Genomic DNA, 25,070 nt, shown 5'->3' with positions numbered 1-25,070 from the left:
CGATCACCTCCCTAGAATGCGGCGGCAGCCCTATATGCGATCGTGCCGACTTCAGCCCTTGAGCGAGCCGACCGTGATGCCCTTGACGAAGTACTTCTGGAAAAAGGGGAAGACGAGCAGCATCGGTCCGCTGGCGACGATCGCCATCGCCATCCGGACGGACAGCGTCGGGAACTGCGCAAATTGGAGCTTGTCGGACACCTGGGCCATCGGCGAATTCGCGAGAAATTCGGCCTGCGACAGGATGCGGACGAGGAGCAGCTGGAGCGGAATATATTTGTCGTTGTCGATGAACAGCAGCGCGTTGTACCATTCGTTCCAATAGCCGAAGGCGATGAACAAGCCGAGCGTCGCAAGCGCCGGCGTCGAGAGCGGGAGGATGATCCGGAAAAAGATCCGGAATTCGCGCGCCCCGTCGATCTTGGCCGATTCGACGATCTCCGGCGAGATCTTGTCCAGGAAGCCTTTCATGATCATAATGTTGAACGGGCTCATGAGCGCGGGGATGATGAGCGCGGCGAGCGAGTTTTTCAAGTGCAGGTACTGCGTCATTAAGATGTAGAACGGAATCAGGCCGCCGTTGAACAGCATTGTGAAAAATACGTAAAACGTAAGCGGCCGATTGTACCTGAAATCGCGCCGCGAGATCGGGTACGCCATGAGCGCCGTGAGCAGTAGCGACAAGAACGTGCCGATGATCGTGATCATGATCGTGACGCCGTAGCCGCGCAGAATCGTATCCGGTTTTTCGAAGACGATCCGGTAAGCTTCACCGCTCCATACCCGAGGGACGAACTGGTAGCCGTACTCGAACAGGCTGTCTTCCGAGGAGAGCGAGATGGAGACGACAAGGATGAACGGCGCGACGATCAGCAGGCAGACGACGATAAAAAACGCGTTGATAAACCAATTGTTCGATTTGACGGTCATAGCGGATTCGCCTCCGGATTAGAAAAGCGCGTTGTCGCGGTCGATGCGGCGGACGATATAGTTGGCGGACACGACGGTGACGAGGCCGACGAACGACTGCAGGAATCCGACGGCTGCTGCGGAGTTGATGTCGCCGAGCTTCGTGAGCGCGCGGTACACGTACGTGTCGATGATGTCGGTCGTCGGGAAGTTCGGTCCGACGTTGTTAGGGATGAAGTAGTGGAGTCCGAAGTCGCCGCGGAAAATGTTGCCGAGTCCGAGGATGAACAGAATGATGACGAGCGGCTTGAGCAGCGGGAGCGTGATCCGCGTCATCATCTGAATGCGGGTCGCGCCGTCGAGCTTGGCGGCTTCGTAATACTCCGTGCTGATGCCTGTCATCCCGGCGTAGTAGACGAGCGTCAAGAAGCCGACGCCTTTCCAGAGTGCGATTAGCGGCAGGATGTAGATCCAGGGCGCCGTCTCCAAATACCAGTTGTGCTCGGGCAGTCCGAGGAAGGCGAGCACCTTGTTCGCGAAGCCGTTCTCAAAGTCAAGAAACGCGTTGCCGATGTAGCCGACGAGCACCATCGAGAGGAAGAACGGGAGGAACAACACGGTCTGGTAGATTTTCATCAACCGTCCGGACAGCTCGTTCAGCAGCAGCGCCAGCAGCAGCGCCGCGATCGTTCCCGTAATGATGTAGGCGAAATTGTACAGCAGCGTATTTCGAATGATCCGGTACGCGTCCTCCGCCTTGAATAAAAACTCGAAGTTGCGGAATCCTACCCACTCGCTTCCGAAGATGCCGCGGTCATATCTGAAGTTTTTGAACGCCAGTATGAGGCCGATCATCGGCAGGTAGGCGATGACGAGCTTGAACAGAATGCCGGGCAGCGCGAGGATGAGCAGTTCCCGGTTTTTGCGCAGCAGCCGGATCTCGTTGCGGATCCAGCCGGTTCGCTTTGCCTGCGAATCGCCCGGAACGAGGGAATCCGCGGCGCTTAGCTTGACGGGTTGAGTCTTGGCCATGGGGATCACCTCCAGCTTGGATATGAACCCATCATGCCACGGGCCACGCATAGGAGATACGATTCGATGTTCGAATAACTGTCCGGCGGGCGTGTATTAAATGCGAATTCATATGTTTTTTGAGAAAAGGGAGCCAAAATGAGGCGCGGGCGCGCGGGGGAACGGAGATAACGGGAAAGAACGCAAAAAGAACGAAGCCGGGCCGGCTTCGTTCAGGCAAGTAAGAATGCGATACTTCGCTATCCGGCCGATCCGATCGCCAGTCCACCGAATAACAGTGCCGCACATCGCTATCCAGCCAGTCTGATCGCCGATCCGCCAAATAATACGACCGCACATCGTTATGACAAGACTCGGCTTGTCTTGGTGCGACCGCTGTCACTCACGAGCTCAGCGACCGCTTGATGCGATACTCCTTGGGCGTGCTGCCGAACTTGCCCTTGAACAGGCGGAAAAAGTAGCTCTGGTTCGAATAGCCGCACTGGTCCATGATCTCGGCGATCGTATCGTCGGTCTGGAGCAGCAGCCTGCGCGCGTGAGCGAGCCGCACCTCGTTGATGTACTCGGTGACCGTCGTGCCGCAGTGATCCTTGAACAGCTTGCCTACGTAGGCGGACGTCAGCTTGACGGTGGAAGCGATCGATTGCTGGCTGAGGTTCGGATCCTGGAATTTCTGCTCGATGAGTGCCTTGATCGTGCCGACGAGCCATTCGTAGCGCTCTGTGCCGGGCGTGCGCTGCGCTTCGCAAATTTGCGCGCATGCGGACAGGAAGGACATGTAGATGTCCTCGAGCGAACGGTCGCCCTCGGTGATCCGCGGGATCTGCTCGGGATCGAGGGGCAGCGCGGCGAGCCGGTTGTTGATCATGTCGGCCGCCGTGTTTTTGACGGCCCAAGCGAGATCGGATACGGCGCGGAGCATGTCGTCGTACTGGAATTCGGCAAGCAAGGCAAACGCTTTTTCGAGCTCGCCGCCGGCGTTTGTCATCTGGCCCTTTTTCAGCGCTTCGGTCAGTCGCCGCTCGATGTCGGCCGGCAGCGTCCGGCGTCCGCCTGACAGGTTGGCACGCACGTCCGTGGGCCGGACGATCGATCGATAGCCGCGCGCGAACATATACAAGCAGAGCTGGTAGGACTGGCGGTAAGCGGCGGACAGCTGGCTCAGCCTAGGGACGGGATCGCCGATGCCGCAGGTGAGCGACAGTCCGTAATAGCGCTCGATCGTATCCTGGATCTCCCGAACGATCGGAAGCGCCTTGTCCATGTCCGCATCGACGCCGGGACCCGACAGGACGAGCACCGATTGCCCGTCCGGCATGTCGACGGACTCGCAGCGGTAGGCGGCGGACAGCTGCTCCTGCGCGATGTTGAGGATGGCGAAGCCGTGAAGCTTCCTGGCCGCGGGCGCCGTCGCGCGCGCGTAGTCGACGTAGCGGTCGATGCGCAGAACACAGACGCAATAGGGACCTTTGGGATCGAGCTGCAAACCGTGGCGTTCGATCAGCTGCGCCATGTCCGCCTCGAGGATGCTGCCGCCGTCCGACAGAAACGTTCGCAAGTAATGCTTCTCCACGATCTGCTCCGCGCTGATCTCCCGCAGCTTTTCCGACAGCCGCAGCACGTTGTCGCCCATCAGGTCGAGCTCGTTCTCGCCGCCGCCCGTCGCCGCGTCGCTCAGATGCGGCCGAATGCGGCGCAGCATCGCGTCGATCGGACCGTACAGCTTGAAGGACAGCCAAATCGAGACGGCCGCCGCAATCAACAGAAACGCGCCCGTGACGAGCAGCGCCTTTTCGCGATTTTCCCCGACTTCCTTCATGAGCGGCGCATAGGGTTGTATGTACAAAATCGTCCAGTCGCCGATTCCCCGCATGAACGTGACGATGCTCTTGCCGTCTCCCGCGTTGCCGACGACAAAGCCGGATTGCGCTTCCTGCTTAGGATCGGCGCCCGCGACCAGAGCAGTGACGGCTTCCGGCTTGGGCGCGTACACGTCGCCCGAATGACCGTCCGACAGCAGACGGCCGTCCGGCGTTCGGATGAAGATCGCGCCTTGGCCGCTGCCGGCACCGTTCATTCTGCGCAGACTGTCGAACACCCAGTCCGGCTTGACGTACAGGATCAACGCGGACTCTTTGCCGTCATAGGCGCGCAGCGCGTCCGTCACGATAAAGGCGAACGCGTCGACGCCTCCGCCTTCGCCTGCACCCTTGTCTCCGCCGCTCAGGCTGACGGGGATGAGCCTGGACGTCGGCAACGGCACGGGCGAGCGGAGCAGCCAGTCCAGCATTTTTCGCTTCGTCTCGCCGCCGTCCACGAGAAATTCACTCGACGAGCCGTACAATTCGCCGCTTCCCGCGTTGTAGACGGCCATCGAGTGCAGGAAGGAGGAGCTTTCCATCAGCTTCTCCATCTCGTTGTACCCGCGGATATAATCCATCTGCGGGAGCGGCTCCGAATACATGAGGGGAATCAGGAAGTTGTCGTCGTAAGCGAAGGTGGACAATCGGACGATAATCTCGTTCATATAGGACAAATTGTACTGAATCTGCGTCAATACCTTCAGGTTGGAATCCTCCTGCACGCTTCGGACGGATCGCTCGAGCACGTAGGAGTTGACGGCGGACAGCCCGGTCAGGATGAGCGCCATGGCGATCATGATCGAGAACAGGACACGCTGAAAATAACGCCTGGACTTGTAAAAGCCGAACCCGAATCCCTTCATCGTTCGCTGTTCCCCCCGCCGCCGTGTTGACTTCTCTATTTTTAAATGGAATCGCTTTAAATTGCAACCGGTTACTTAAAGGAAATGCGAGCGCCGCTCCTTCCTGCGGAAAAGAGTTATTCACGCATTTCATAGCCGTCTGGGCTTGCTTTTCCAACTTTGTACAGTTTAACGGCGGACGATTCCGTGCGACGATGGATTCACGGAGGAGGTGAGTGCGGCGCCGTCGAATAGAATGCCCGCAGCGCGGGCCAGCATCACGGAGCGAAGCGGAGCCATACCAACCTAATGATGAAAAGAGGGATTCGTGAAGATGTCCAAAAGGAACGGTTTGTCGGCCCTATTCAATCGGAAAGCCGCCGGCGTGTTCTGCGCATTGACGATCCTGGCGCCGGTCGTTCCGGCGCCTGCCGCTTTTGCCGCGACAGTTAATGTAACCGCTTACGGTGCAAACGGAAGCGACAGCGCAGACGACTTGACGGCCATTCAAAACGCGATCAACGCCGCGTCCAGCGGGGACACCGTCTACGTGCCGTCGGGCACCTACTATTTATCGGGCAGTCTTCAAGGCAAGACCGGGATCAAGCTGCTCGGCCAAGGCCGCAATACGACGATTCTTAAGTACAACGGCACCGGCACGGGCGCCATGGTGTCGCTGAACAGCACGAGCAACGTCGAGATCGGCGCGCTGACGCTCGACGCGAACAACAGCACGACGCTGGACGCGGGCATCTGGAGCGAGCCGGGCAGCGGCCACAACATTCACGACAACCGGATCAAAAACCTCGCCAAGACGAGCGGCTTCGCGCCTTTCGGCATTCTGATGTCGGCTTCGCCGAACGTGACGATCAAAAACAACGATTTCGTCAACATGGGCACCGGCTCGATGTGGGGCGCCGCGATGCGGGTCGGCTGGGGCTCGAACGCACCGGTCATCGAAGGCAACACGATCGCGAACACCGGGCGCGGCGGCATTTTCGTCAACGACGGCGTCGACGGCGCCATTATCCGCAACAACGTCATCGCCGGCTCGGGCATTTTTAACGAAGGTCTCGGCATCGAGCTCCATACGAACGTCAACCACTCGATCGTCGAAGACAACCAGGTCGACCACTGGCTGTCCGTCGTGCGCTCGGAGTACAACGCGATTCGGCGCAACACGGTGCATACGACCGACAATACGGTCAAAGGCATCGGGCTCGAGATCATGTCCAACCATTCCGTGACGTCCGACAATCTCGTCGACGGCGGCCAGCAGGTCGGCATGCAGCAGTCGCCGGGCACCGGCTACCAGCTGTGGAACTACAACACGATCCAAAACATCGTCATGTGGGGCATGCAGCTGCAGGGCGAGGGAACGGGCGAGACGGAGCAGTTCCAATACTTCTATAAAAACACGATTAAGGACGGTCCGATCGGCAACCCCGCTGCCGCCTATCCCGGCTACGACGGCAACGCAGTCCGCATCCACGGCAACTCGAAAAACATTACCTTCGACAGCAATACGATCACGAACAACGGCCGCAAGGCGATCGAGATTACAACCGCCGCGGGCACCGACCGCATCAGCTTCGTGAACAATGTCATCACGAACAACGGGGGCCCGTCCATCGATCAGTATCCGTCGTCCGCGGCGGATCTCGAGTGGGCGAACAACACGGTCACCGGCAACGGCACCAACACGCAGCTGACGAGCCGCGGCTTCGCAGGCGACGCCAAGCCGACCGCGAACTTTACGGCGCCCACGAGCGTGCAGCTCGGCCAGCCCGTAACGTTCACCAATACCTCGTCCGACAACGGCTCGATCGCCGAGAACCTGTGGGACTTCGGCGAAGGCGTGCCGGTCACGACGGTCAACCCGACGTACACCTACCAGAAGGCGGGCAACTACCGCGTCTCGCTGGTCGTCTGGGACAATACGGGACGCGCCAACATCAAGGAGCAGACGATCAACGTTTATTCCGGTCCGCCCGACACGACGGCGCCGAGCGCGCCTTCGAGCTTGACGGCACCCTTCAAATCGAACGTGACGGTCAATCTGTCCTGGAATGCATCTACGGACAATGTCGGCGTCGTCGGCTACGACGTCTACCGGAACGGCACGCTGCTCGGCTCCACGACCGGCGCGACGACGTATAACGTGACGGGACTTACGCCGAGCACGACCTATATGTTTACGGTCAAGGCGAGGGACGCGGCGGGCAACGTATCCGCGGCCAGCAACACGCTGTCCGTCACGACGGACGCGGGCGATACGCAGGCCCCTACCGCGCCGACCGGCTTGACTTCGACGGCCAAGACAGACACGACCATCACGCTAAGCTGGAACGCGTCCACGGACAACATGGGCGTCACGGGTTATAACATTTACAACGGTTCGACCCAGATCGGCTCCTCGGCCGGCGCGGTGTCGATCACGCTGACGGGTCTCAGCCCGAGCACGGCATACACGCTGACCGTCAAGGCCAAGGACGCCTCGAACAATATTTCGGCGGCGAGCAACGCGATCACGGTCACGACGAATCCGCTCGCGAACTGGGTGAACTGCGCGGGCGAAAACAATCCCTGCAACTTTACAGGTACGAAGGAGGTGCGCTACGGGGCGAACGGCAGCTATGTTTACGGCACCTACACGAACACCGTCTTGTGCTCGAACAACGGCTTCGGCGTCGACCCGGCGCCCGGCTATTACAAAACATGCGACGTCAACATGGCCAGCAGCGGCGGGAGCGGAGATACGCAGGCGCCTACCGCGCCGTCGGGCCTCACGTCGCCGTCCAAAACCGCGAATTCCGTCAATCTGTCGTGGACGGCTTCAACGGACAACGTCGGCGTGACGGGCTACGACGTCTATAACGGCAGCGCGCTTGCCGGCTCTACGACAGGTGCGACGACATACACGGTGACGGGCCTTGCGGCCAGCACCACGTATAGCTTTACGGTAAAAGCGAAGGACGCTGCGGGCAACCAGTCGGCCGCGAGCGGCGCGCTGTCGGTCACGACGAGCGCCTCCGGCGGCACGACGCCGACCGGCACGATCGTGCGCGAGTACTGGACCGGCATCACGGGCCCGACCGTCGCCAGCATCCCGGTGTCGACGACGCCGACGGGCACGGCCGTCCTGACCAGCTTCAAGGGCCCTACGAACTGGGGCGACAATTACGGCGACCGGATTCGCGGCTACATCGTGCCGACCGTCACCGGCACGTACCAGTTCGCCATCGCGGGCGACAACAACAGCCAGCTGTACCTGAGCAAGGACAGCACTGCAGGCAACAAGGTCAAGCTCGGCGAAGTCGTCGACTGGACCAACGAAGAAGAATGGGACCGCAACGCGTCGACGCAGCAGTCCGGCTCCATCACGCTGACGGCGGGCCAGCGCTACTACGTCGAAGTGCTGCACAAGGAAGAAGGCGGCGGCGATCATGTCGCGGTCGGCTGGAAGACGCCGGGCGCGAGCGCGTTCGTCGTCATCGACGGCGCGCATCTCGCGCCGCTTCAATAATCGAATCGGCCTGACTCGACGAGGCAGCCGGCAAGCGGAGCGTTACGGGCCGCGAGCCGCGCTGCCTTAGGCGGCGAAGGGACATAAGGGCATGGACCGGGAGGAGTCGAACGGGATGGCGAATCGGAAAAAGAGTGACGCCGAAAACGAGGGCGCTCGTATGGCAGGGGTAAGCGAAGACATCGGCGGGGACGCCGCGGAGATCGATGTGGACGGTGTCAACGGCACGTCCGTAGCGGCGGACGGCAGCACGGCTCGTCCGTACCCGACGGTACACGCCGCGCAGGCGGCTGCCCGCAAGCTCGCGGCCGGCGGGTACGAAGGCCGGATCGTCGTCCGCATCCGTCCGGGGACGTATGCACTGCCTGAGCCGCTGCGCCTCGGCAGCGCGGATACGGGCGGCGGACGCTGCGCCGTCGAATACTGCGGCGACGCGAGCGGCGGCGGCGAACTGCCGGTCCTAAGCGGCGGCGTCGAGATCGCGGGCTGGGAGCCTTGGCGGGACGGCATCTGGCGGGCGGCGGTGCCCGCGGGCGTGCGGCCGCGTACGCTGTACGCGGACGGCGCGCGTATCGCCAAGGCGCGGCTGCCGGCCGTCGGCTACTACGAGACGGGGCATGCCGAGCCGGGCGGCGAGCGGGACGGCATCCGCGTCGGCGAGCTGCCCGCGGACCATGCGGATGCATTCGAGGCGGCCGCGCGGAACTGCGCGGGCATGCAGGCGTTCGTATGGCCCGGGGAAGGCGAGTGGAATTGGTTTTCCGAGACGATTCCCGTCCGCGAGGCGAGTGCCGAGACGGGGCGCATCGTCTTCGCTCGCCCGTCCACCTGGGGCATCGGGGGCGGTTCGCGCTATTTCTTGCAGGGCTCACTCGCATTTTTGCGAGAGCCGGGCCAGTTTCATTTCGACGATACCGCCGGCATGCTCTACTATCGCCCCGTCTTGGGGAAGCCGCTCGCGCAGCGCGTGATCGCGCCTGCCCTGCATCGCATCGTCGAGATCGCCGGCGACGGCGAGGGACGTCCCGTCTCAGGCATCGTCCTGCGCGGTCTGGAGCTGGTGCATACGGATTTTTACGACGATTACCGGATCGTCTCGGACGAAGAGGCCGCCAACACCGAGCCGGACGTGCAGCGCAACGGGCTCATCTACGTGCGCGACGCCGAAGACGTTAAGGTCGAAGGCTGCCGGCTCCGCTTGGCCGGTTCGTCGGGCGTGCTCCTTGATCGCCGCGCCTTGCACGTTGAGCTCACGCGCAACGCGATCGAGCACGTGGGCCATCACGGCATTTACGCGGTCGGCTACGCGCCGGGAGAAGGCGATTTTCAAGATCCCGCCGCCGCGAACCTGAATAAGAGGCATCTGATCGCGGACAACGAGATTGTGCACGGCGGCGAGCTCGTCGGCCATGGGGCGGGCATTCAACTGTACCAATGCGGGGGCTGCGACATCGCGCACAACCGGATCGCCCACATGCCCCGGTACGGCATCTCGATGAAGGGCGTCCGCCAAGGGGCGATGCCGCCGTCGCTGTGGGGCATTCCCGTTACGTGGGACAATCACTACGACTTTCTATTCGCGCGGGACAACGTGATCCGATACAACGACATTTCGGACGTCATGACCGACAGCCAGGACGGCGGCCTGATCGAATCGTGGGGCGTCGGCCTCGGCAACCGGATTCACGGCAACCGGCTGCACCACAGCGGCATCCGTTTTTCGTTCGGCTTCGGCATTTATCTCGACGACGCCTCGGACGGCTTCACGGTGACGCACAACGTGCTCGATCATCTATACGGCGCGAATACGGGCAAGCTGTGGATGGCGATATTCGCCAAGGGCATCGGCAGCGTGATCGCGAACAACCTGATCGTCGACAATACGGACGCCGTGAACGCGATCGGTACGCAGGAAATGGTCGGTGAGGCGAACCGGGATCTCGTGATCGAACGCAACCTCGTATCGAATTCCGGACGGATGTTCTGCTTCGTCAACTGGAGCCCGGAGCGTCTTGCGCGCGCGGACCGCAATTTGTACTGGAACGGTGGCGCGCCGCGGATCGTGTCGGGCGAGCTGCCTTCGCCCGCCGTCTCGCTGGCCGAAAATCCGGCATGGGGCTTCGACTACGATTGGGAGTCCTGGCTCTCCGTGTCCGGGGGCCGCTTCGAAGCGAACTCGCTCGTTGCAGATCCGCTGTTCGCCGCAGGCGAGGAAGGCGGCTACAAGCTGCAGCCGGATTCGCCGGCCTATCGGCTCGGCTGGGAGGACATCGACTGGTCGCTGATCGGGCCAAGGCATCGGCGGCAAGAAAATTCATATGAATCGCCATAGGCACGCTCAAACGCCGCCGCCGGACCTGCTCCGGCGGTTTTTGCGTTCCCGGCGTTCACGCCTTTTCTGACGTTTCCGGCCCGGCCGAAACGATCGTCTACGATCTTTTCGCGCACGAGCATATACAATCCGGATTTTCGATGCTATATTAAAAATGAAACAATGGTTTTAATAAGTGAAACCAAGTAAAAGAGGAGTGGACAAAAAGAGATGAGCATCTACGAATTATCGAGAACCCGCTACGATCAATCCAAGCGCTATTTGGCCGGCGGCGTGGCCAGCTCGCTGCGGGCGGCGATGAAGCCGGTGCCGTTGTTCGCGGAATCCGCCGAAGGGGCGGTCGTTCGCGACGTCGACGGCAACGCGTACATCGATTATTTGCTCGGCTACGGTCCGCTCATTCTGGGACACGCCTACGGGCCGGTGAATGAGAAGGTGTATGCGGCGATGCAGCGCGGCATTACGTTCGGTCTCCAGCATCAAGGCGAGATCGAGCTCGCCAAGCTGCTGACCGAAGTGCTGCCGTGCGCCGACAAGGCGGTGCTGAGCGGTTCGGGCACCGAGGCTGTCATGCTGGCGCTGCGTCTGGCCCGCGCGTATACGGGAAGGTCGAAGATTATCCGGTTCCACGGCCATTACCACGGCTGGTCGGATTCGATCTATACGTCGTTCCCGAGCGCCGACATGCCAAGCGCGTCTGCGTCCGCGGCGACGACAGGCGCCGTGCCTCCGGGCACTGCCGGACAGAGCGAGCTTAGCCTGCACGACGTCATTCTGCTCCCATGGAACGACCAAGCCGCGCTCGAGGCCGCGCTGGCCGAGCATGAAGGAGAGATCGCCGCGGTCATTTCCGAGCCGGTCATGTGCAACTCGGGCTGCATTGTGCCGCGTCCGGGCTATCTGGAATTCATGCGTAAGGCGACGGCAGATCGCGGCATCGTCCTGATTTTGGACGAGGTCATTACCGGCTTCCGCCTCGGGCTCGGCGGCGCGCACGGCCGCTTCGGCATCAAGCCCGATCTCGTCACGATCGGCAAGGCGATGGGCGGGGGCTTCGCGGTGAGCGGGGTAGCCGGAAGAGCTGAGCTGATGGCGCTGATCGAGAACGGGACGGTGAGCCATCTCGGCACGCTGAACGGCAATTGCGTCGCGACGGCGGCCGCACTGGCGACGATCGGCGAGCTGGCTAAGGACGACGGAGCCGCTTATGTTAAGATGGAGAAAAACGCAAGCAAGCTCACAGCCGGCCTTCGGACGCTTCTGGGCAAGCACGGCATTCGAGGCGTCGTCAACGAGATCGGACCCGTATTCCACTTCATGTTCACGGAGCAGCCCGTCGTCGAGGACTTTGCGTCGTTTAACCTCCGCGACTCCGCCAAATACGCGCTGTTCGCGGAGCGGATGCTGGACGCGGGCGTGCTCGTGCGCCCGAACGGCCTGTGGTATGTGTCCGCGGCCCACGGGGACGCCGAGATCGAAGCGACGCTTGATGCGGCCGATCGCGTATTGGGCGGCTTGCGATAACGAAACGGAGAGAACGAGATGGACAAGGACCTGGCCGACAAGCCGGATAGATACACGATCCAGACGATCGACAAGGCGCTGACGCTGATCGAACTGTTGGCGGAGCGGGGGTCGCTTAGCTTGATCGAGCTGACCGAGCTGCTGGATCAGCCCAAATCGTCGACGTACCGGATTATTCTGACGCTGCAGAACCGGGGATTCATCGACCGGGACGACGAGGACGGCAAGTACTGCCTCGGCTACAAGCAGCTGATGCTGACCCGCAGCATGCTGGAGCGAAGCAGCCTGAGGACGGCGGCGCTCGCGGAGATGAAGAAGCTGTCGGAGCGGTACGGAGACACGGTGAACCTGGGCGTGCTGGTGGACGGGGAGGTCCTGTACATCGAAATTCTCGAGAGCCAGCACCCGCTGCGAATGACCGACACGGTAGGTTCGCGTTCGCCGTTTCACGCGACGGGCATCGGCAAGGCGATCGCCTCGCAGCTGCCGGAGGAAGAGGCGCGCGAGCTTGCGGAGCGCTGCGGGCTCAAGCGGCTGACCGCGAACACGATCGGCGAGTGGGACCGGCTGCGCGCCGAGCTGGAAGCGGTTCGCGCCAGGGGCTATGCGTTGGACGACCAGGAGATCGTCGAAGGCGCTCGCTGTGTCGCCGCTCCGGTATTTAACCTGCACGGCAAGGTGGAAGGCGCGATCAGCCTTTCCGGGGCGATGCATCGCTTCGGGGCAGACAAACTGGACGACATCGCGGCGCAGGTCGTACTGGCTGCGAACGCCGTCTCGCGCAAAATGGGCTATAGACAGATCGAATAGACGAATTCAATACAATAGAAGAAAGAAGGAATCCATATGTCCGAATGCATCCAAGCCGGCCGAGCGCCGCAATTTCCGTTGCCGTTCTCTCACGCGGTCAGATCCGGCGACCATGTCTACGTCTCGGGGCAGGTCGGCGTCGATCCGGCGACGCTCGCCAAGGATGGGGATACGATCGAGAGCCAGACGATTCGGGCGTTTCGCAACATCGAACTGATTCTGAACGAAGCCGGCCTGACGCTGGACCATGTCGTTAAAGTCAATGCGATTCTGTCGAGGGGCGAAGATTCCCCGGGCTACAACAAAGCGTATGCCGAGATTATGAAGGCGCCTTATCCGGCGAGGACGACGGTTCATGCCGGCATCGGCGACTACCTGGTCGAGATCGACGTGATCGCCAGCGCGACTTCCGTCCGGGGAGAAGCCCGATGATTGCCGAGTCCGGACGAAGCGCGCGGTCGTTCGCCGTGGCGGGTCTCTTGCATGAGACGAACACGTTCGCCCCGTTCGCGACGGAGATCGATGCCTTCTCCGCCGAGAGGATCCGGGGTGCGGAAGCTTTTGTCGCTCGCTACGAGGGAACCCGAACCTCGATGGGAGGCGCGATCGCCGCGGCGAAGAAGCTTGGCGTCGAGCTGAAGCCGGGCGTTTATGCGGCCGCGACGCCAAGCGGAACGTTGGCGGACGCGGCGGCGGAGGAGCTGATGGCAGAGGTCGTCGCATCCGTCTCTTCCGAATCGGCCGGTCTGCTGCTCATCGTGCACGGAGCCATGGTGGCGGCTTCCTATCCGGATCTGGAGGGCGAGCTGCTGCGCCGGCTTCGCGCGAAGCTCGGCCCGGGCTTTCCGATTGTCGCGACGATCGACCTTCACGGCAACGTCAGCGCCGATATGGCGGAGCTGGCAGACGTCATCGTCGGCTATGATACATACCCGCACGTCGATATGTTCGAGCGCGCGGAGGAGGCGTTCGAGCTGCTCGTCGGATGCGCGGCTGGGCGGATTCGCCCGGCAAGAGCGCTCGCCCATACGAACATGCTCGTCGTTCCGCAAGGGATGATGACGGAGCAGGGGGCGATGAAGGAGCTCATGGAGCGGGCATTCGCGATGGAGCGGACCGCGGGCGTGCTGAACGTGACCGTCGCCGGCGGATTTCCCTACAGCGACGTCGCCGATGCGGGCATGAGCTTCATCGTGACGACGGACGGGGACGAAGCGCTCGCCTCCCGGCTTGCGAAGGAGCTCTGCCTGATGGCGATAGGCTTTAAGGAACGGTTCGGCATATCGGCCTTGTCGCCCCGGGATGCGATCGCCGCAGCGCTCGCCGCTCCAGAAGGGCCGATCGTCCTCGTCGAAGGCTCGGACAACGTGGGGGGCGGCGCTCCGGCGGACGCCACGCATACGCTGGCATGCCTCACGAATCTTCCGAAGCGGGCGCTGGCCGTCATCTGCGACGAAGCGGCCGTTAAAGCCGCTATGCTCGCCGGCATCGGCGGCACGTTCCGGGGGCCGGTAGGCGGTCGGCACGACGAGCTTCACGGGCTGCCGGTGGAATTGGAGGGCAGGGTCCGTCTCGTATCGGATGGCGAGTACCGCCATGTCGGCCCCTACATGACGGGGCAGTTGGCGTTCATGGGCCTTACGGCCGTCGTACAATGCGGCAACCTGACGCTGGTTCTGACCGAGAGGCGGGTGCCGCCTTGGGATCTCGGACACGTACGTTCGCTGGGGCTGTGGCCGGCGGACTACGATATCATTCTGGCGAAGTCGGCGATCGCCTGGCAGACCGCCTTCGGTCCCTTTGCCAAAGGCGTCGTTCACGTGGATTCCCCGGGCTGCTGCAGCGCGAATCTCGCTCATTTCCGTTACGCGTCCGTCACGCGCCCGATCTATCCGCTGGATGAAGGAGAACCGCGTTTGCGCCTGTCCGTTTTTACTTCGGCTTTTAAACTTGATCGCTGAGAAAGGAGCACTTATCGATGAAATTGCTTCATTTTATCCGGGACGGCGCGAGCCGCCTCGGCATTCGGATTGCGGAGGGTGCCGTACTGGACGTAACGGAGGCGCGCGGCGCGATGTCGGGCGGAGCGGACGCCGCCGTTCCCGCTACCGTCGGCGACGCGATCGAAGGCGGGCCGGAGGCGATCGCCGCTCTGCGGGCGCTGGCTGAGCGTGCGGAAAGCGCTTATGTGCTCCGCGAGGAGGAGCTCGTCTTCGCGCCTTGCGTGCCGAAGCCGGGCAAGATCGTCTGCGTCGGCCTGAACTATCGCAAGCACGCCGAAGAGACGAATGCGCCGATCCCGCAGTCGCCGATTCTGTTCAGCAAATACGGCAACGCTCTTGCCGCGCATCGGGAAGACATTCCGCTGCCCGCCGTCTCGGACCAGGTCGATTACGAAGCCGAGCTTGCCATCGTCATCGGACGCAAGGCCAAGGATGTCGCCCGCGAGGAGGCGCTGGACTATGTATTCGGCTACTGCAACGCCAACGATCTGTCGGCAAGGGATCTGCAGCTGCGCACCTCCCAATGGCTGCTGGGCAAAACCTGCGACAAATTCGCGCCGATCGGGCCCTGGCTGGTGACGGCGGACGAGGTCGGCGATCCGAACGCGCTCTCCATCTCCTGCTCGGTGAACGGGGAAACCCGGCAATCGTCGAATACGGCGGATATGATTTTCCATTGCGACGAGATCGTTAGCTATCTGTCCCGGCATATGACGCTGGAGCCGGGAGACCTCATTCTCACGGGGACGCCCGAGGGCGTCGTGCTGGGCTATCCGGCCGAAAGGCAAGTCTATCTGAAGTCCGGAGACGTCGTCTCGGTTGAGATCGAAAAGCTCGGCCGCCTGACGAACAAGATGGTCTGATGGCAAGCATCGGCGTCGGTGTGATCGGCTGCGGATATTTCGGCGCGGAGTTCGCGCGTATTCTTGGCGGAATGGAGGACGTTCGCTTGGCTGCCGTCTGCGGCGGCGGGAATCGCGATCTCCGCGGCTTGGCCGACATGCTTCGCTGCGATGCGGAGTCTGACGCGGACGCGCTTCTCCGTCGCGCGGATGTGGATGCCGTAGTCGTGGCCAATCCGAATCATTTGCACAAGGCGTCCGTTATCGCGGCAGCCTCGCAGGGCAAGCACGTCTTCTGCGAGAAGCCCGCCGCCCTGTCGCTGACCGATTGCATGGAGATGGTGAACGTTTGCCGCGAGAACGGCGTGCGGCTCATGCTGGGCCACATTTTGCATTTTCTCCCTGGCATCGGGCAAGTGAAAGCCTGGGTGGCGGCAGGAGAGCTCGGCACGCTCACGACCGTTCACGCGGCACGAACGGGCTGGGAGGACGCGCGTCCCCAATCAGCATGGAAAGGAAATCGCGCTCAATCCGGAGGACAGCTGTTTCACCATATACACGAGCTGGATTTGCTGCTGTCGCTGATGGGACCGGTCGAGCGACTCGTCATGCTGGGAGATCGGGGCGCCCATCGCGAAGAGCACGGCTTCTCCGGCGAAGACGACGTGCTGCTGTTGAGCCTTCGATTCAAGAGCGGGGCGCTCGGCACGCTTTATTACGGATCGAGCTATCGCCGCGGCGAGCATTACGTGAAGTTAAACGGAACGAACGGCTCCGTCTGGGTCGACTGGCATCAATCCGCGATTGAGTTCAGGAAAGTAGGAGAGCCGCCTGTCCGCGTCGGGATAAACGGGGACGCGCAGGAGGACGAGCAACGTGCTGCATGGTTTCGCGGCGAGCGGGGCGGCGGAGTCGTATTCGGAAGCCCCGAGGAGCGCCCGCCCGATTTCCTGCGGACGCCGATGAAGCGGGAAATGCTTGCATTTCTCGCTGCCGTCGGCGGCAAGTCGATCGAGACCGACTTTCAAGCGCTGTTTGACGGAACGGCGGCGCTTCGTTCGGTAGCGGTGGCCGAGGCGTCTATGAGATCCGCCGCGAAAGATCGCATGATTAAGCTGACATCCGACTGCTTTGATTGCGATTACAATGGAAAATGACGTTATATTACCTTACACATTTTGCGAAAATGAATCAAAATGATTGACAGGCGTGGAGCAACAGTGTAAGCTTTATCTATCATCTGGTCATACCATACTCTTCATTTTTTTGAACGGCTGAGAGATATATACGATCGGACTTTTGTAGGAAGATCTGAAAGCGCCGTTGTGAAAAGGAAAACGGGAGAGGCTTTTGTTCATGCCTGGTGGTATGACCATAATACTAATTCGGGGGTGTCTCTCAAAGCTTGAGGTTTGGTTGAAGAGTGGATCTGGCAAGGTTGCGCATGAAGAGAGCTTGAGCAGCGAAGAGACGCAAGCTTAACGACTTTAGGTCGGTTCGGAATCGAGAGGATGAACAACCGGAAGGCGGCAACTCGAACTTCAAACCTTAGGGGGATACGCATGAGAAAAGCGAACGGGATAGCGGGCGCACTCGTCTTATCGATCGGATTTATCGCAGGCTGCGGCAATGGCGGCAATAACGAACGGCCGGCGGAAGGCAGCGCTACGGCAAGCGGGAGCGCGTCCGGGCAAAAGGTGGAGCTGACCTGGTGGGTCGATGCGCGGGAGGACTTGCAAAGCGCCTATGCATCGATCAAAAGTGATTACGAGACCGCTCATCCGGGTACGACGATCAAGCTGGTCAAGACGCCGGATGACAAGATCGCCGAGAGAATCAGCATTGCGATCAACACCGCAGAGCTCCCGGACGTCCAGCAAGGCGCCATCGGCTGGCCGCTCACCTACGCGAAGAAAGGGCTGCTCGTTCCGTTGGAGGAAGCGATCGACAAGGAAGATTTCGAGACGGGCGTTCTGGATTCGCTATCGGTCGACGGGCATCTGTACATCATTCCGAACAGCATTACGGCGCCGGGTATGATGGTGAATCTGGATCTGTTCGAGGCCAAGGGAGCAACCGATCTGCTGCCGAAGAACATGGCGACGTGGACGTACGATCAATTCAAAGAAGCGGCCAAGGCTGTCAACGACCCGGCAGCCGGCATTTATGGCTTCGGCACGTATGCGGGCGATACGGGCGGCGATCAGAGCCACCACCTGTTCCTGTGGGGCTTCGGCGCCAGCACCTGGTCCGACGACAAGACGAAGGCGGTCCTAAATTCTCCGGAAGGGGTCGAAGGACTCGATTACCTGACAAGCCTGATCGACGAAGGGTTGACGCCGCCTGGCGTGCCGGGCCTGAAGGCGGGCGCGGTCATCAACGAGATGTTCCTGCAAGGAAAGATCGGCATGACCTTCGGCAGTCTGGCGAACTTCGGCGCATTCGACAAGGCGTTCGCGGAAGGCTCGGCCAAGAAGTTCAACTACGACATTGTTCCCTACCCGAGCAAGGACGGCAAGAGCTCGAATTCGCTTCTTCTGGGCTATGGCACCTGGGTCTGGAATACGAAGGACGAAGCGAAGATGAGCGCCGCCAAGGACTTCGCGACCTTCGCCAACAGCAAGGAAAGCATGGCCAAGATGGCGGAAGCCGCCAGCGTCATCGCGACGCGCAAGTCGATGGCGTCGAGCTATGCGGAGGATTCCCCGCAAGGCAAGACGATCAAGCTGTCCGCGTACGCGAAAGATATCGGACTGTCGATTCCGGGCTACGCCGAGACTCGCAACGCGTTTTTCCCGGAGCTTCAGGCCGCATTCACGAAGCATAAGACGGCGCAGCAGGCGCTCGACGACTGGGTCGCCAAGGCGAACGAGATCATCGCATCGAACGCCAAGTAGATTGCAGGAGCCAGGCCGGAGGGTTCATCCGTGAGGGCATGAACGCCTCCGGTCAAGTTCATGGAGAGAGTTGGGATAGGAACATGGCATCTAGAGCTTACCGGGAGTTTTGGGGTTTCTTCTTCATTTTGCCGTTTCTCCTCGTATTTGCCGCCTTCGAGATTTATCCGTTTCTTGACGCGATTTACCTGAGCTTGTTCGACTACGGCATTGGCCGCAAGGAATGGGTCGGCTTCGGCAACTACGCGCATCTGCTCGGAGACGAAGTATTCCTCAAGTCGATCCGCAATACCTTCCTGCTCGTCCTGGGCGTCGTGCCTTTATCGGTAGGCTTCTCGCTCGCGACGGCCAGCATCGTCATCCACAAGTCGGCGGCCGTCGCTTCGTTTTTCCGGGCGAGCTTCTATCTGCCGATCGTCACTTCGCAGGTCATTTTGTCGATCGCCTGGCTGTGGATTTATAATCCGATGACAGGGGTCGCGAATTACGGACTCTCCCTGCTTGGGATCGGGCCTGTCATGTGGCTTTCGGATTCCTCGGTTACGCTGATCGCGGTCATCCTTGTCGTGATTACCTGGTGCGTCGGACAGCCGTTTATTCTTTATATGGCAGGTCTGGGGGGGATTCCGGCCTCCTACGGCGAAGCGGCTTCGATCGACGGCGCATCGCCATGGCGGAAGTTCTGGAGCATTACGCTGCCTCTGCTGAAGCCCACGACGCTGTATATCGTCGTGACGACGACCATCGGAGCGTTCCAGACGTTTGTCGTGATTCAACTGCTCACCGGAGGCGGACCGAATTATTCGACGACGACGATCATGTACCTGCTGTACGAGACGGCCTTCAAGTACGGGAATCTGGGGCTTGCTTCGGCCATGGGGGTTTTGCTTGCCATACTGATATCGATGTTCTCTCTGATTCAATTCAAATTCTTCCGTTCCGATGTCGAGTATTAAGGGGGCGCCTCCGATGACCAAAGGATTGAAATGGGCTGTCGACCTTGTCCTCTATCTATGCGCGCTATTTTTTCTGTTTCCGATCTATTGGATGATCACCGGTTCGTTCAAGAGCCAGTCGATGGCCATCCGTATTCCGCCGGAGTTGTTCCCTTCCTCTCCGACGACGGCCAACTATACGAAGCTGTTCGCGGAGAGCGAGGTGGTTCGCTGGCTGCTCAACAGCGTGCTGATCGCAGGAGGCGCGACCTTGCTTACCTGCGCCGTGGCGACGATGGCCGGCTATGCATTCACCAAGCATCGATTCACCGGGCAGGCCGTTTTGTTCGGGCTGGTCATCGTGACGATGATGATTCCGCGTCAGCTGGGTCTTGTTCCGCTGTTCACGCTCATGCGGAATCTGCATCTGGTCAACAACAGCTGGAGCGTCATTCTTCCGGTCCTGGCTCTGCCGTTCGCCGCCTTTCTTATGAAGCAGTTCAGCCAGACGGTGCCGAACGAACTGCTCGAGGCGGGCAAGATCGACGGCTGCAGCGAGCTGTCTCTGTTCGCACGGCTGTTTGTGCCGGTCGTCAAGCCGGGAATCGGCGCGCTTGCCATCTTCGTATTCTCGTTCACCTGGAACGACTACCTGTGGCAGCTGATTATGCTCAGCGACGAGGCGAAGATGACGATCAACGTCGGCATTTCCACCCTTGTCAGCGAATTTTCGGCCAATTACGGCGCACAGATGGCGGCGGCTACGATGGGCTTCATTCCGATATTTGTCGTCTTTATCGCGTTTCAACGTTATTTTGTCAAGGGAATAACGGTGGGCAGCGTGAAAGGGTAATCAATATGGGAGAAAAAAGGAGGGCGCGGCGATGAATGTGATGGAGCTGTTCCGCCTCGATTCCAAGGTGGCGGTCGTGACGGGAGGCTCAGGCCTGTACGGCGCGCATATCTCGACTGCGCTCGCACAGGCAGGCGCTACCGTCGTGATCGCCTCGCGAGGCGTGGCCGAATGCGAATCTCTCGCCGCCAAGCTTCGCGACGAGGGCGCGGACGCCGCCGCGCTTGCGCTCGATCTCGGAGACGAAGCCGGCATTCAATCGTTCGTCGCGCAGACGCTGGAGCGTTACGGACGCATCGACATTTTGATCAACAATGCCGTCTCCCGGGTCGGACTGGCCGATCTGGAACAGACGGAGGCGGCAGGCTGGAACGCGGCCGAACAGGTGAACGGACTCGGCACGATGCTGCTGACCAAAGCCGTCGTGCCCGCGATGAGGAAAAGGATGGAAGGAAACATTATCAATATCTCTTCTATTCAAGGCATATTGGGCCCGCATTTCCCCATTTACGGCAGCACCGGCAGAACGAGCGGAATCGAATATACGTACAACAAGTGGGGATTGGTCGGCATGACCAAGTGGCTGGCCAATTACTACGGGCCTTATAACATCCGGGTCAACAGCATAAGCCCCGGCGGGTACAACCCGACCGGCGGCCCGGAGGACGCCGACGATGAATTTATGCAAAAGTACAAAGAAAGAACGCCGCTCGGAAGGATGGCCGACGACGACGATATCAAAGGCGCTGTCGTCTACCTTGCCTCCCGCGCTTCATCGTACATAACGGGACATAACCTCGTTATGGACGGGGGGTGGAGCAGTTGGTAGTCAGGTGCTTCTCGAGTAGCTTCTTTGCGAGCTCCAGGTTGCCTTCGCGGATGGCGTTCAGGTAGAGAACATGTTCGCGTGCGTGCGCGCGATGCGCCTCGTCGGTGTCGTCGAAGCGGGCGTTCAGTCGCAGAAACGCTTCTGTCATCTCCTCCAGCGTCCTGTTGCCTAAGGTGCGTACGAGCGCCAGGTGGAAGCGGGCGTCCAATTCGCTGCGCGAAGCGGCGTCCAAGCCGGCGGATTGCTCGAAGCGGTCCGCAAGCTCGACAAGATCGTCCCATGCCCGGACGCCGACTCTGGAGGCGGACTCGCAGGCGGAAGCTTCTATGAGGTAGCGGATGCCGAGCATGTCGCTCTGCCGCTTAGGCTCCATAAGCTGGATGAAGTTCAGCTGTTCGTATAGCGGATCGAAAAAATGAGCGGCGACGTAGCTGCCCTCGCCATGGCGAATCTGAAGCAAGCCGGCGCTCTCGAGGGAACGCAGCGCTTCGCGCAGAACGGCGCGGCTGACGCCGAGCGTCTGGCATAGCTCGCGTTCGGCCGGAAGCTTGTCGCCGGGTTTCATCTCGTTGTCTAGCATATAGGTCTTCAGGTTGCGAACGATCAGCTCGGTCAACGTGTATCGCTCGGTCTTGTCAATCGGCTTCATGGACGTTAGTCTCCTTCTGCGTCAACGATGCGGCTGGCTATACCAATGGTCAGACCACTAAATAAAGGGTACCCCTCATTCCGTGCGCTGTCAAATGGAGGAAGGCGCCGGAGTCGCGATTGACAGTGAACGAAGCGACGAGTAGCGTTGAAGGTACATGATACGGAAAAAGCTGCGATAGTCTATCCTGTCTAGCAGTAAGGCGGAGTGCCGGAGGTGAGTGCATGTTGAATTCGTCGGAGAAAGTGAACCTGTCCCACATCGTGAGCGAAAGAATCAAGGCGTATATCTTAGAGAAAGACATGCGGGAAGGCGATAAGCTGCCCTCCGAGAAGCAGCTCATCGATGCGCTGGGCGTTAGCCGAACGGTCGTTCGCGAAGCGTTGAAGTCGATGGAGATGCTCGGTATCGTGAAAATCAAAACGGGTGACGGAATCTATGTGGGAGGACCGTCGTTAAAGCCGATCCTGGAGCAGGTTTCGTTTCGCTGGCAGCAGGACGAACGCAAGATGACCGAGCTGGTAAAGACCCGTCGCATTCTGGAGCTTGGCGCCGTGGAGATGGCGATCGAGCACTACGATGTCGCCTTCCTGGATCAGATGGACGAGTGGAATCGCCGGATGGCGGAAAAGGTCGATCGGGGTCTGCCGCCGATCGAGGAGGATCTGGCGTTCCATGAGACGCTGTTCCGGGCAACCGGCAACGAGACGTATCTGGAGCTGAGCGGACTGATCAGCGACTTCTTTCTTAAGATTCGAACGCTGCACTTCGATTCTGTAGAGAGCTCGAGAAAATCGGTCGACGAGCACCAGAACGTGACCGATGCGATTCGGGCGAAGGACGTGGCAAGAGCGAAGCGGGAGATGGAGATACACCTGGCTCCGCTTCAGAAGTTTATTTAATCGGGTTCGACAGGAGAGCGCGAATGGATGCGGCATTCCGGCATCGATTCATTCCCTCTCCGCTTTCTGATAACTGGTCATACCATCATAGCGGAGGTTGAAAGGGTGAATAAGGACGGTCGAACGGGAGCTGGCACCGCGCCGATCTCGAAGCTGACGCTCGGAACGGCGCAGCTCGGATTAAAGGGCTACGGCATTGCGAATGCAGCAGAGGAAGTGGATGCCGACCGGATGCTGACGGCATGTGAAGAAGCAGGCATCCGCGCCTTCGACACGGCTCCGGAATACGGGAATTCGGAGCGGCGGCTCGGCGATTACTTCGGGAAGAGCGAAGCGCCGGCGGAGCGAACGGTTATGTCCAAGGTCAAGCTGCCGACCGGATCGGCCCTGAGCGAGCGAGAGATCGAAGCTTTTATGTACCAGAGCGTGAGCGCCAGCCTGGAGCGCCTTCGCTTGCCGCGATTGTCGGTGCTGAAGCTTCACGACCCGGACGCGCTTGGACGCTACGGAAGCGCAGTGACGAGGACGATGCGCCGGATGAGGGAGGAAGGCCTGATCGGCGCGGGCGGTTTGTCTTTGACGGGGCATACGGCCGAGCAATACGTCGCGCTGGCGGATCAAATCCGGGACGACGTCTATTCGGTCGTACAGATTCCCTTTAATGTTTTCGATCATCGCCTTATGCGGCTCGGCGCGATTGAACGAATGCGCGAAGCGGGCAAGACGATCGTCGCAAGAAGCGTGTTCCTCCAAGGCTTGTTCACCCTGGAGCCTGCCTTGCTGCCGAGCGGGCTGGCCGCTGCCGAACCGCTGCTGACGTCGCTGCGCAAGATGGCGGAAGACGAAGGGATATCCGTACTTCAACTCGCGTTTTCCTTTGTTCGGGATTATCCCGGCATCGACAGCTTGATCGTCGGAATGGAACGGCCGGAGCAGCTGGAAGCCAACATCCGCCTGCTGAACGGACCGCCGCTGTCCGAACGGGCGGCGGCGGATATCGGCAAGCTGTTCGGCGAGGTGCCCGAGGAGCTGCTTATTCCCGGCCGATGGAAGCAAGGGTAACGGGAAGACGAAGGGCACGCCATATTTTGAGGAGGGAACGTCATGATCGCGATTTGCAGCGCCTGCGGCATCGCGGCTTCGTCCGGTACTCCGTACGCCTGCTCCTTGTGCGGAGGCGCTTTGCTGCTTCAGTACGAGCGGCCGGACGCGAACTGGAACAAGGGAGCGGTCCAAGGAATCTGGAAGTACGCGGCTTTGCTGCCGGACGTTCCCGTCGGCAGCCGGATCGAACTGGGAGAAGGCGGGACGCCGCTTGTGCGAAGCGTGTCGTTGGCCGGACGGCTCGGCGTCGACTCCCTGTATTTTAAGTACGAAGGCGGCAATCCGACCGGGTCGTACAAGGATCGGATCGCCGCGATGGGCGTCTCCTGGGCGCTCGCTCAAGGGAAAGAAGCCTGCATCGGCACGTCGTCCGGCAATGCCGGCGCTGCGGCGGCCGCTTATGCGGCGCGCGCGAAGCTCCCCTATCATCTTTATGTCTTGGAGAACATGGCGGAAGCGAAGCTGGCGCAGGTGCTGGCCTATCGCGCGTCGGTTCGCAAGGTGGTCGGCTTCGGCTATAGCCCCGAAGTAGGGGAGGAGGTGTTCGAACGCGTCGTCGCGGCTTCGAAGGCGCGAAACTGGGAGATCATGGTCACCGCCTTCCGCTTCAATCCCTATGCGATGGAAGGCGTCAAGACGATCGCGTACGAGATCGCGGAGCAACTGGGAGATGCTGCTGCCGCAAGGGTATATGCGCCGGCGGGCGGCGGAGGATTGTACGTCGGCATCTGGAAGGGCTTCGACGAGTTGAGCCGCTTCGGGCTGGCCGGGGGCAAGCCCCATATGGTAGCGGTACAGCCGGACGGCTGCGCCAACATCGCGGTCGCCTATCGGCAGGGCGCCAAGCATCCGGCGCCCGGGCCGGCAACCTCGAGCATCTCCGGCCTGCAGGTGCCGAATCCGCCGGACGGCGATGCGGCGCTTGCGCTGATGGCGGCGGGAGACGGCTCGTGCGTATCCGTCCCCGACGACGATATTTATGCGGCCCAACGACTGCTGGCGGAGGAGGAAGGCATCTTCTGCGAGCCGGCGGGCGCAGCCGCGCTGGCAGGCTTGATCCGCGAACGGGACAACGGCAGGACGTTCGATCGCGGACCGGTCGTCTGCATCGTCAGCGGCGTCGGCTTCAAAGACGGCGCCAGCGTGGCCGAGATGGTGAAAAATCGGGACGTTCCTCTACTGGAAGTGTCCGCGTTGACGATTTAATTCAATTGCGACG

19 protein-coding genes are annotated in these 25,070 nt (G+C 60.8%); 15 read left to right on the top strand and 4 right to left on the bottom strand.

What is annotated here, in order from left to right; translation table 11 throughout:
• Positions 1-51 precede the first annotated feature (51 nt).
• The 3 genes from KVT38_RS22660 to KVT38_RS22650 all read right to left on the bottom strand — a co-directional run bounded on the left by KVT38_RS22660 (position 52) and on the right by KVT38_RS22650 (position 4,666).
• Positions 52-930, bottom strand: a complete 879-nt coding sequence (locus KVT38_RS22660) for a carbohydrate ABC transporter permease (protein ID WP_217596020.1) — start codon at positions 928-930, stop codon at positions 52-54.
• Between the two features lie 18 nt (positions 931-948).
• Positions 949-1,941, bottom strand: coding sequence for an ABC transporter permease (locus tag KVT38_RS22655; RefSeq protein ID WP_217596019.1), 993 nt, complete (start codon positions 1,939-1,941; stop codon positions 949-951).
• A 382-nt stretch (positions 1,942-2,323) separates the two neighbouring features.
• Positions 2,324-4,666 (bottom strand): helix-turn-helix domain-containing protein, encoded by a 2,343-nt coding sequence (locus KVT38_RS22650; protein WP_217596018.1) that lies wholly within the window; start codon positions 4,664-4,666, stop codon positions 2,324-2,326.
• A gap of 313 nt (positions 4,667-4,979) precedes the next feature.
• Between KVT38_RS22650 and KVT38_RS22645 the strand changes: the two genes are divergently transcribed.
• The 12 genes from KVT38_RS22645 (at position 4,980) to KVT38_RS22590 (ending at position 21,196) form a co-directional block, all read left to right on the top strand.
• Entirely contained in the window at positions 4,980-8,171 is a 3,192-nt protein-coding gene (locus tag KVT38_RS22645) for a fibronectin type III domain-containing protein (protein WP_217596017.1), read from the top strand.
• A 160-nt stretch (positions 8,172-8,331) separates the two neighbouring features.
• On the top strand, positions 8,332-10,503 hold the full coding sequence (locus KVT38_RS22640) for a right-handed parallel beta-helix repeat-containing protein (RefSeq protein WP_217596016.1): 2,172 nt from the start codon (positions 8,332-8,334) through the stop codon (positions 10,501-10,503).
• A 210-nt stretch (positions 10,504-10,713) separates the two neighbouring features.
• Entirely contained in the window at positions 10,714-12,027 is a 1,314-nt protein-coding gene (locus KVT38_RS22635; RefSeq protein WP_217596015.1) for an aspartate aminotransferase family protein, read from the top strand.
• An 18-nt stretch (positions 12,028-12,045) separates the two neighbouring features.
• A complete protein-coding gene (locus tag KVT38_RS22630) occupies positions 12,046-12,837 on the top strand; it encodes an IclR family transcriptional regulator (RefSeq protein WP_217596014.1) in 792 nt (263 codons plus the stop codon).
• A 36-nt stretch (positions 12,838-12,873) separates the two neighbouring features.
• Positions 12,874-13,269 (top strand): RidA family protein, encoded by a 396-nt coding sequence (locus KVT38_RS22625; protein WP_217596013.1) that lies wholly within the window; start codon positions 12,874-12,876, stop codon positions 13,267-13,269.
• Complete coding sequence (locus tag KVT38_RS22620) at positions 13,266-14,798, top strand: M81 family metallopeptidase (RefSeq protein ID WP_217596012.1); 1,533 nt, start codon at positions 13,266-13,268, stop codon at positions 14,796-14,798. Before KVT38_RS22625 ends, KVT38_RS22620 begins: the two co-directional genes overlap by 4 nt.
• Before the next feature lie 17 nt (positions 14,799-14,815).
• Positions 14,816-15,703 (top strand): fumarylacetoacetate hydrolase family protein, encoded by an 888-nt coding sequence (locus KVT38_RS22615; protein WP_217596011.1) that lies wholly within the window; start codon positions 14,816-14,818, stop codon positions 15,701-15,703.
• Entirely contained in the window at positions 15,703-16,839 is a 1,137-nt protein-coding gene (locus KVT38_RS22610; RefSeq protein ID WP_217596010.1) for a Gfo/Idh/MocA family protein, read from the top strand. Before KVT38_RS22615 ends, KVT38_RS22610 begins: the two co-directional genes overlap by 1 nt.
• A 405-nt stretch (positions 16,840-17,244) precedes the next feature.
• Complete coding sequence (locus KVT38_RS22605; RefSeq protein ID WP_217596009.1) at positions 17,245-18,579, top strand: ABC transporter substrate-binding protein; 1,335 nt, start codon at positions 17,245-17,247, stop codon at positions 18,577-18,579.
• A gap of 83 nt (positions 18,580-18,662) precedes the next feature.
• Positions 18,663-19,535: a carbohydrate ABC transporter permease gene (locus KVT38_RS22600; RefSeq protein ID WP_217596008.1), complete on the top strand. Its 873-nt coding sequence runs from the start codon at positions 18,663-18,665 to the stop codon at positions 19,533-19,535.
• Between the two features lie 13 nt (positions 19,536-19,548).
• Positions 19,549-20,367, top strand: coding sequence for a carbohydrate ABC transporter permease (locus KVT38_RS22595; protein ID WP_217596007.1), 819 nt, complete (start codon positions 19,549-19,551; stop codon positions 20,365-20,367).
• Between the two features lie 31 nt (positions 20,368-20,398).
• A complete protein-coding gene (locus tag KVT38_RS22590; RefSeq protein WP_217596006.1) occupies positions 20,399-21,196 on the top strand; it encodes an SDR family oxidoreductase in 798 nt (265 codons plus the stop codon).
• Here KVT38_RS22590 and KVT38_RS22585 read toward each other — a convergent pair.
• Positions 21,168-21,845: a FadR/GntR family transcriptional regulator gene (locus KVT38_RS22585; protein ID WP_217596005.1), complete on the bottom strand. Its 678-nt coding sequence runs from the start codon at positions 21,843-21,845 to the stop codon at positions 21,168-21,170. The genes KVT38_RS22590 and KVT38_RS22585 overlap by 29 nt on opposite strands.
• Before the next feature lie 224 nt (positions 21,846-22,069).
• Here KVT38_RS22585 and KVT38_RS22580 point away from each other — a divergent pair, with 224 nt between their 5' ends.
• From KVT38_RS22580 to KVT38_RS22570, 3 genes are all read left to right on the top strand, one after another.
• Positions 22,070-22,747 carry a FadR/GntR family transcriptional regulator gene (locus KVT38_RS22580; RefSeq protein ID WP_217596004.1) on the top strand — a complete coding sequence of 226 codons (678 nt, stop codon included), beginning with the start codon at positions 22,070-22,072 and terminating at the stop codon, positions 22,745-22,747.
• Between the two features lie 105 nt (positions 22,748-22,852).
• A complete protein-coding gene (locus KVT38_RS22575; RefSeq protein ID WP_217596003.1) occupies positions 22,853-23,809 on the top strand; it encodes an aldo/keto reductase in 957 nt (318 codons plus the stop codon).
• Positions 23,810-23,851: 42 nt separating this feature from the next.
• Positions 23,852-25,057 carry a pyridoxal-phosphate dependent enzyme gene (locus tag KVT38_RS22570; RefSeq protein WP_217596002.1) on the top strand — a complete coding sequence of 402 codons (1,206 nt, stop codon included), beginning with the start codon at positions 23,852-23,854 and terminating at the stop codon, positions 25,055-25,057.
• Positions 25,058-25,070: the final 13 nt, after the last annotated feature.

This window comes from Cohnella sp. GbtcB17 (assembly GCF_019091135.1).
GTDB lineage: Bacteria > Bacillota > Bacilli > Paenibacillales > Paenibacillaceae > Cohnella.
This window is presented reverse-complemented; position numbering and strand designations above follow the sequence as displayed.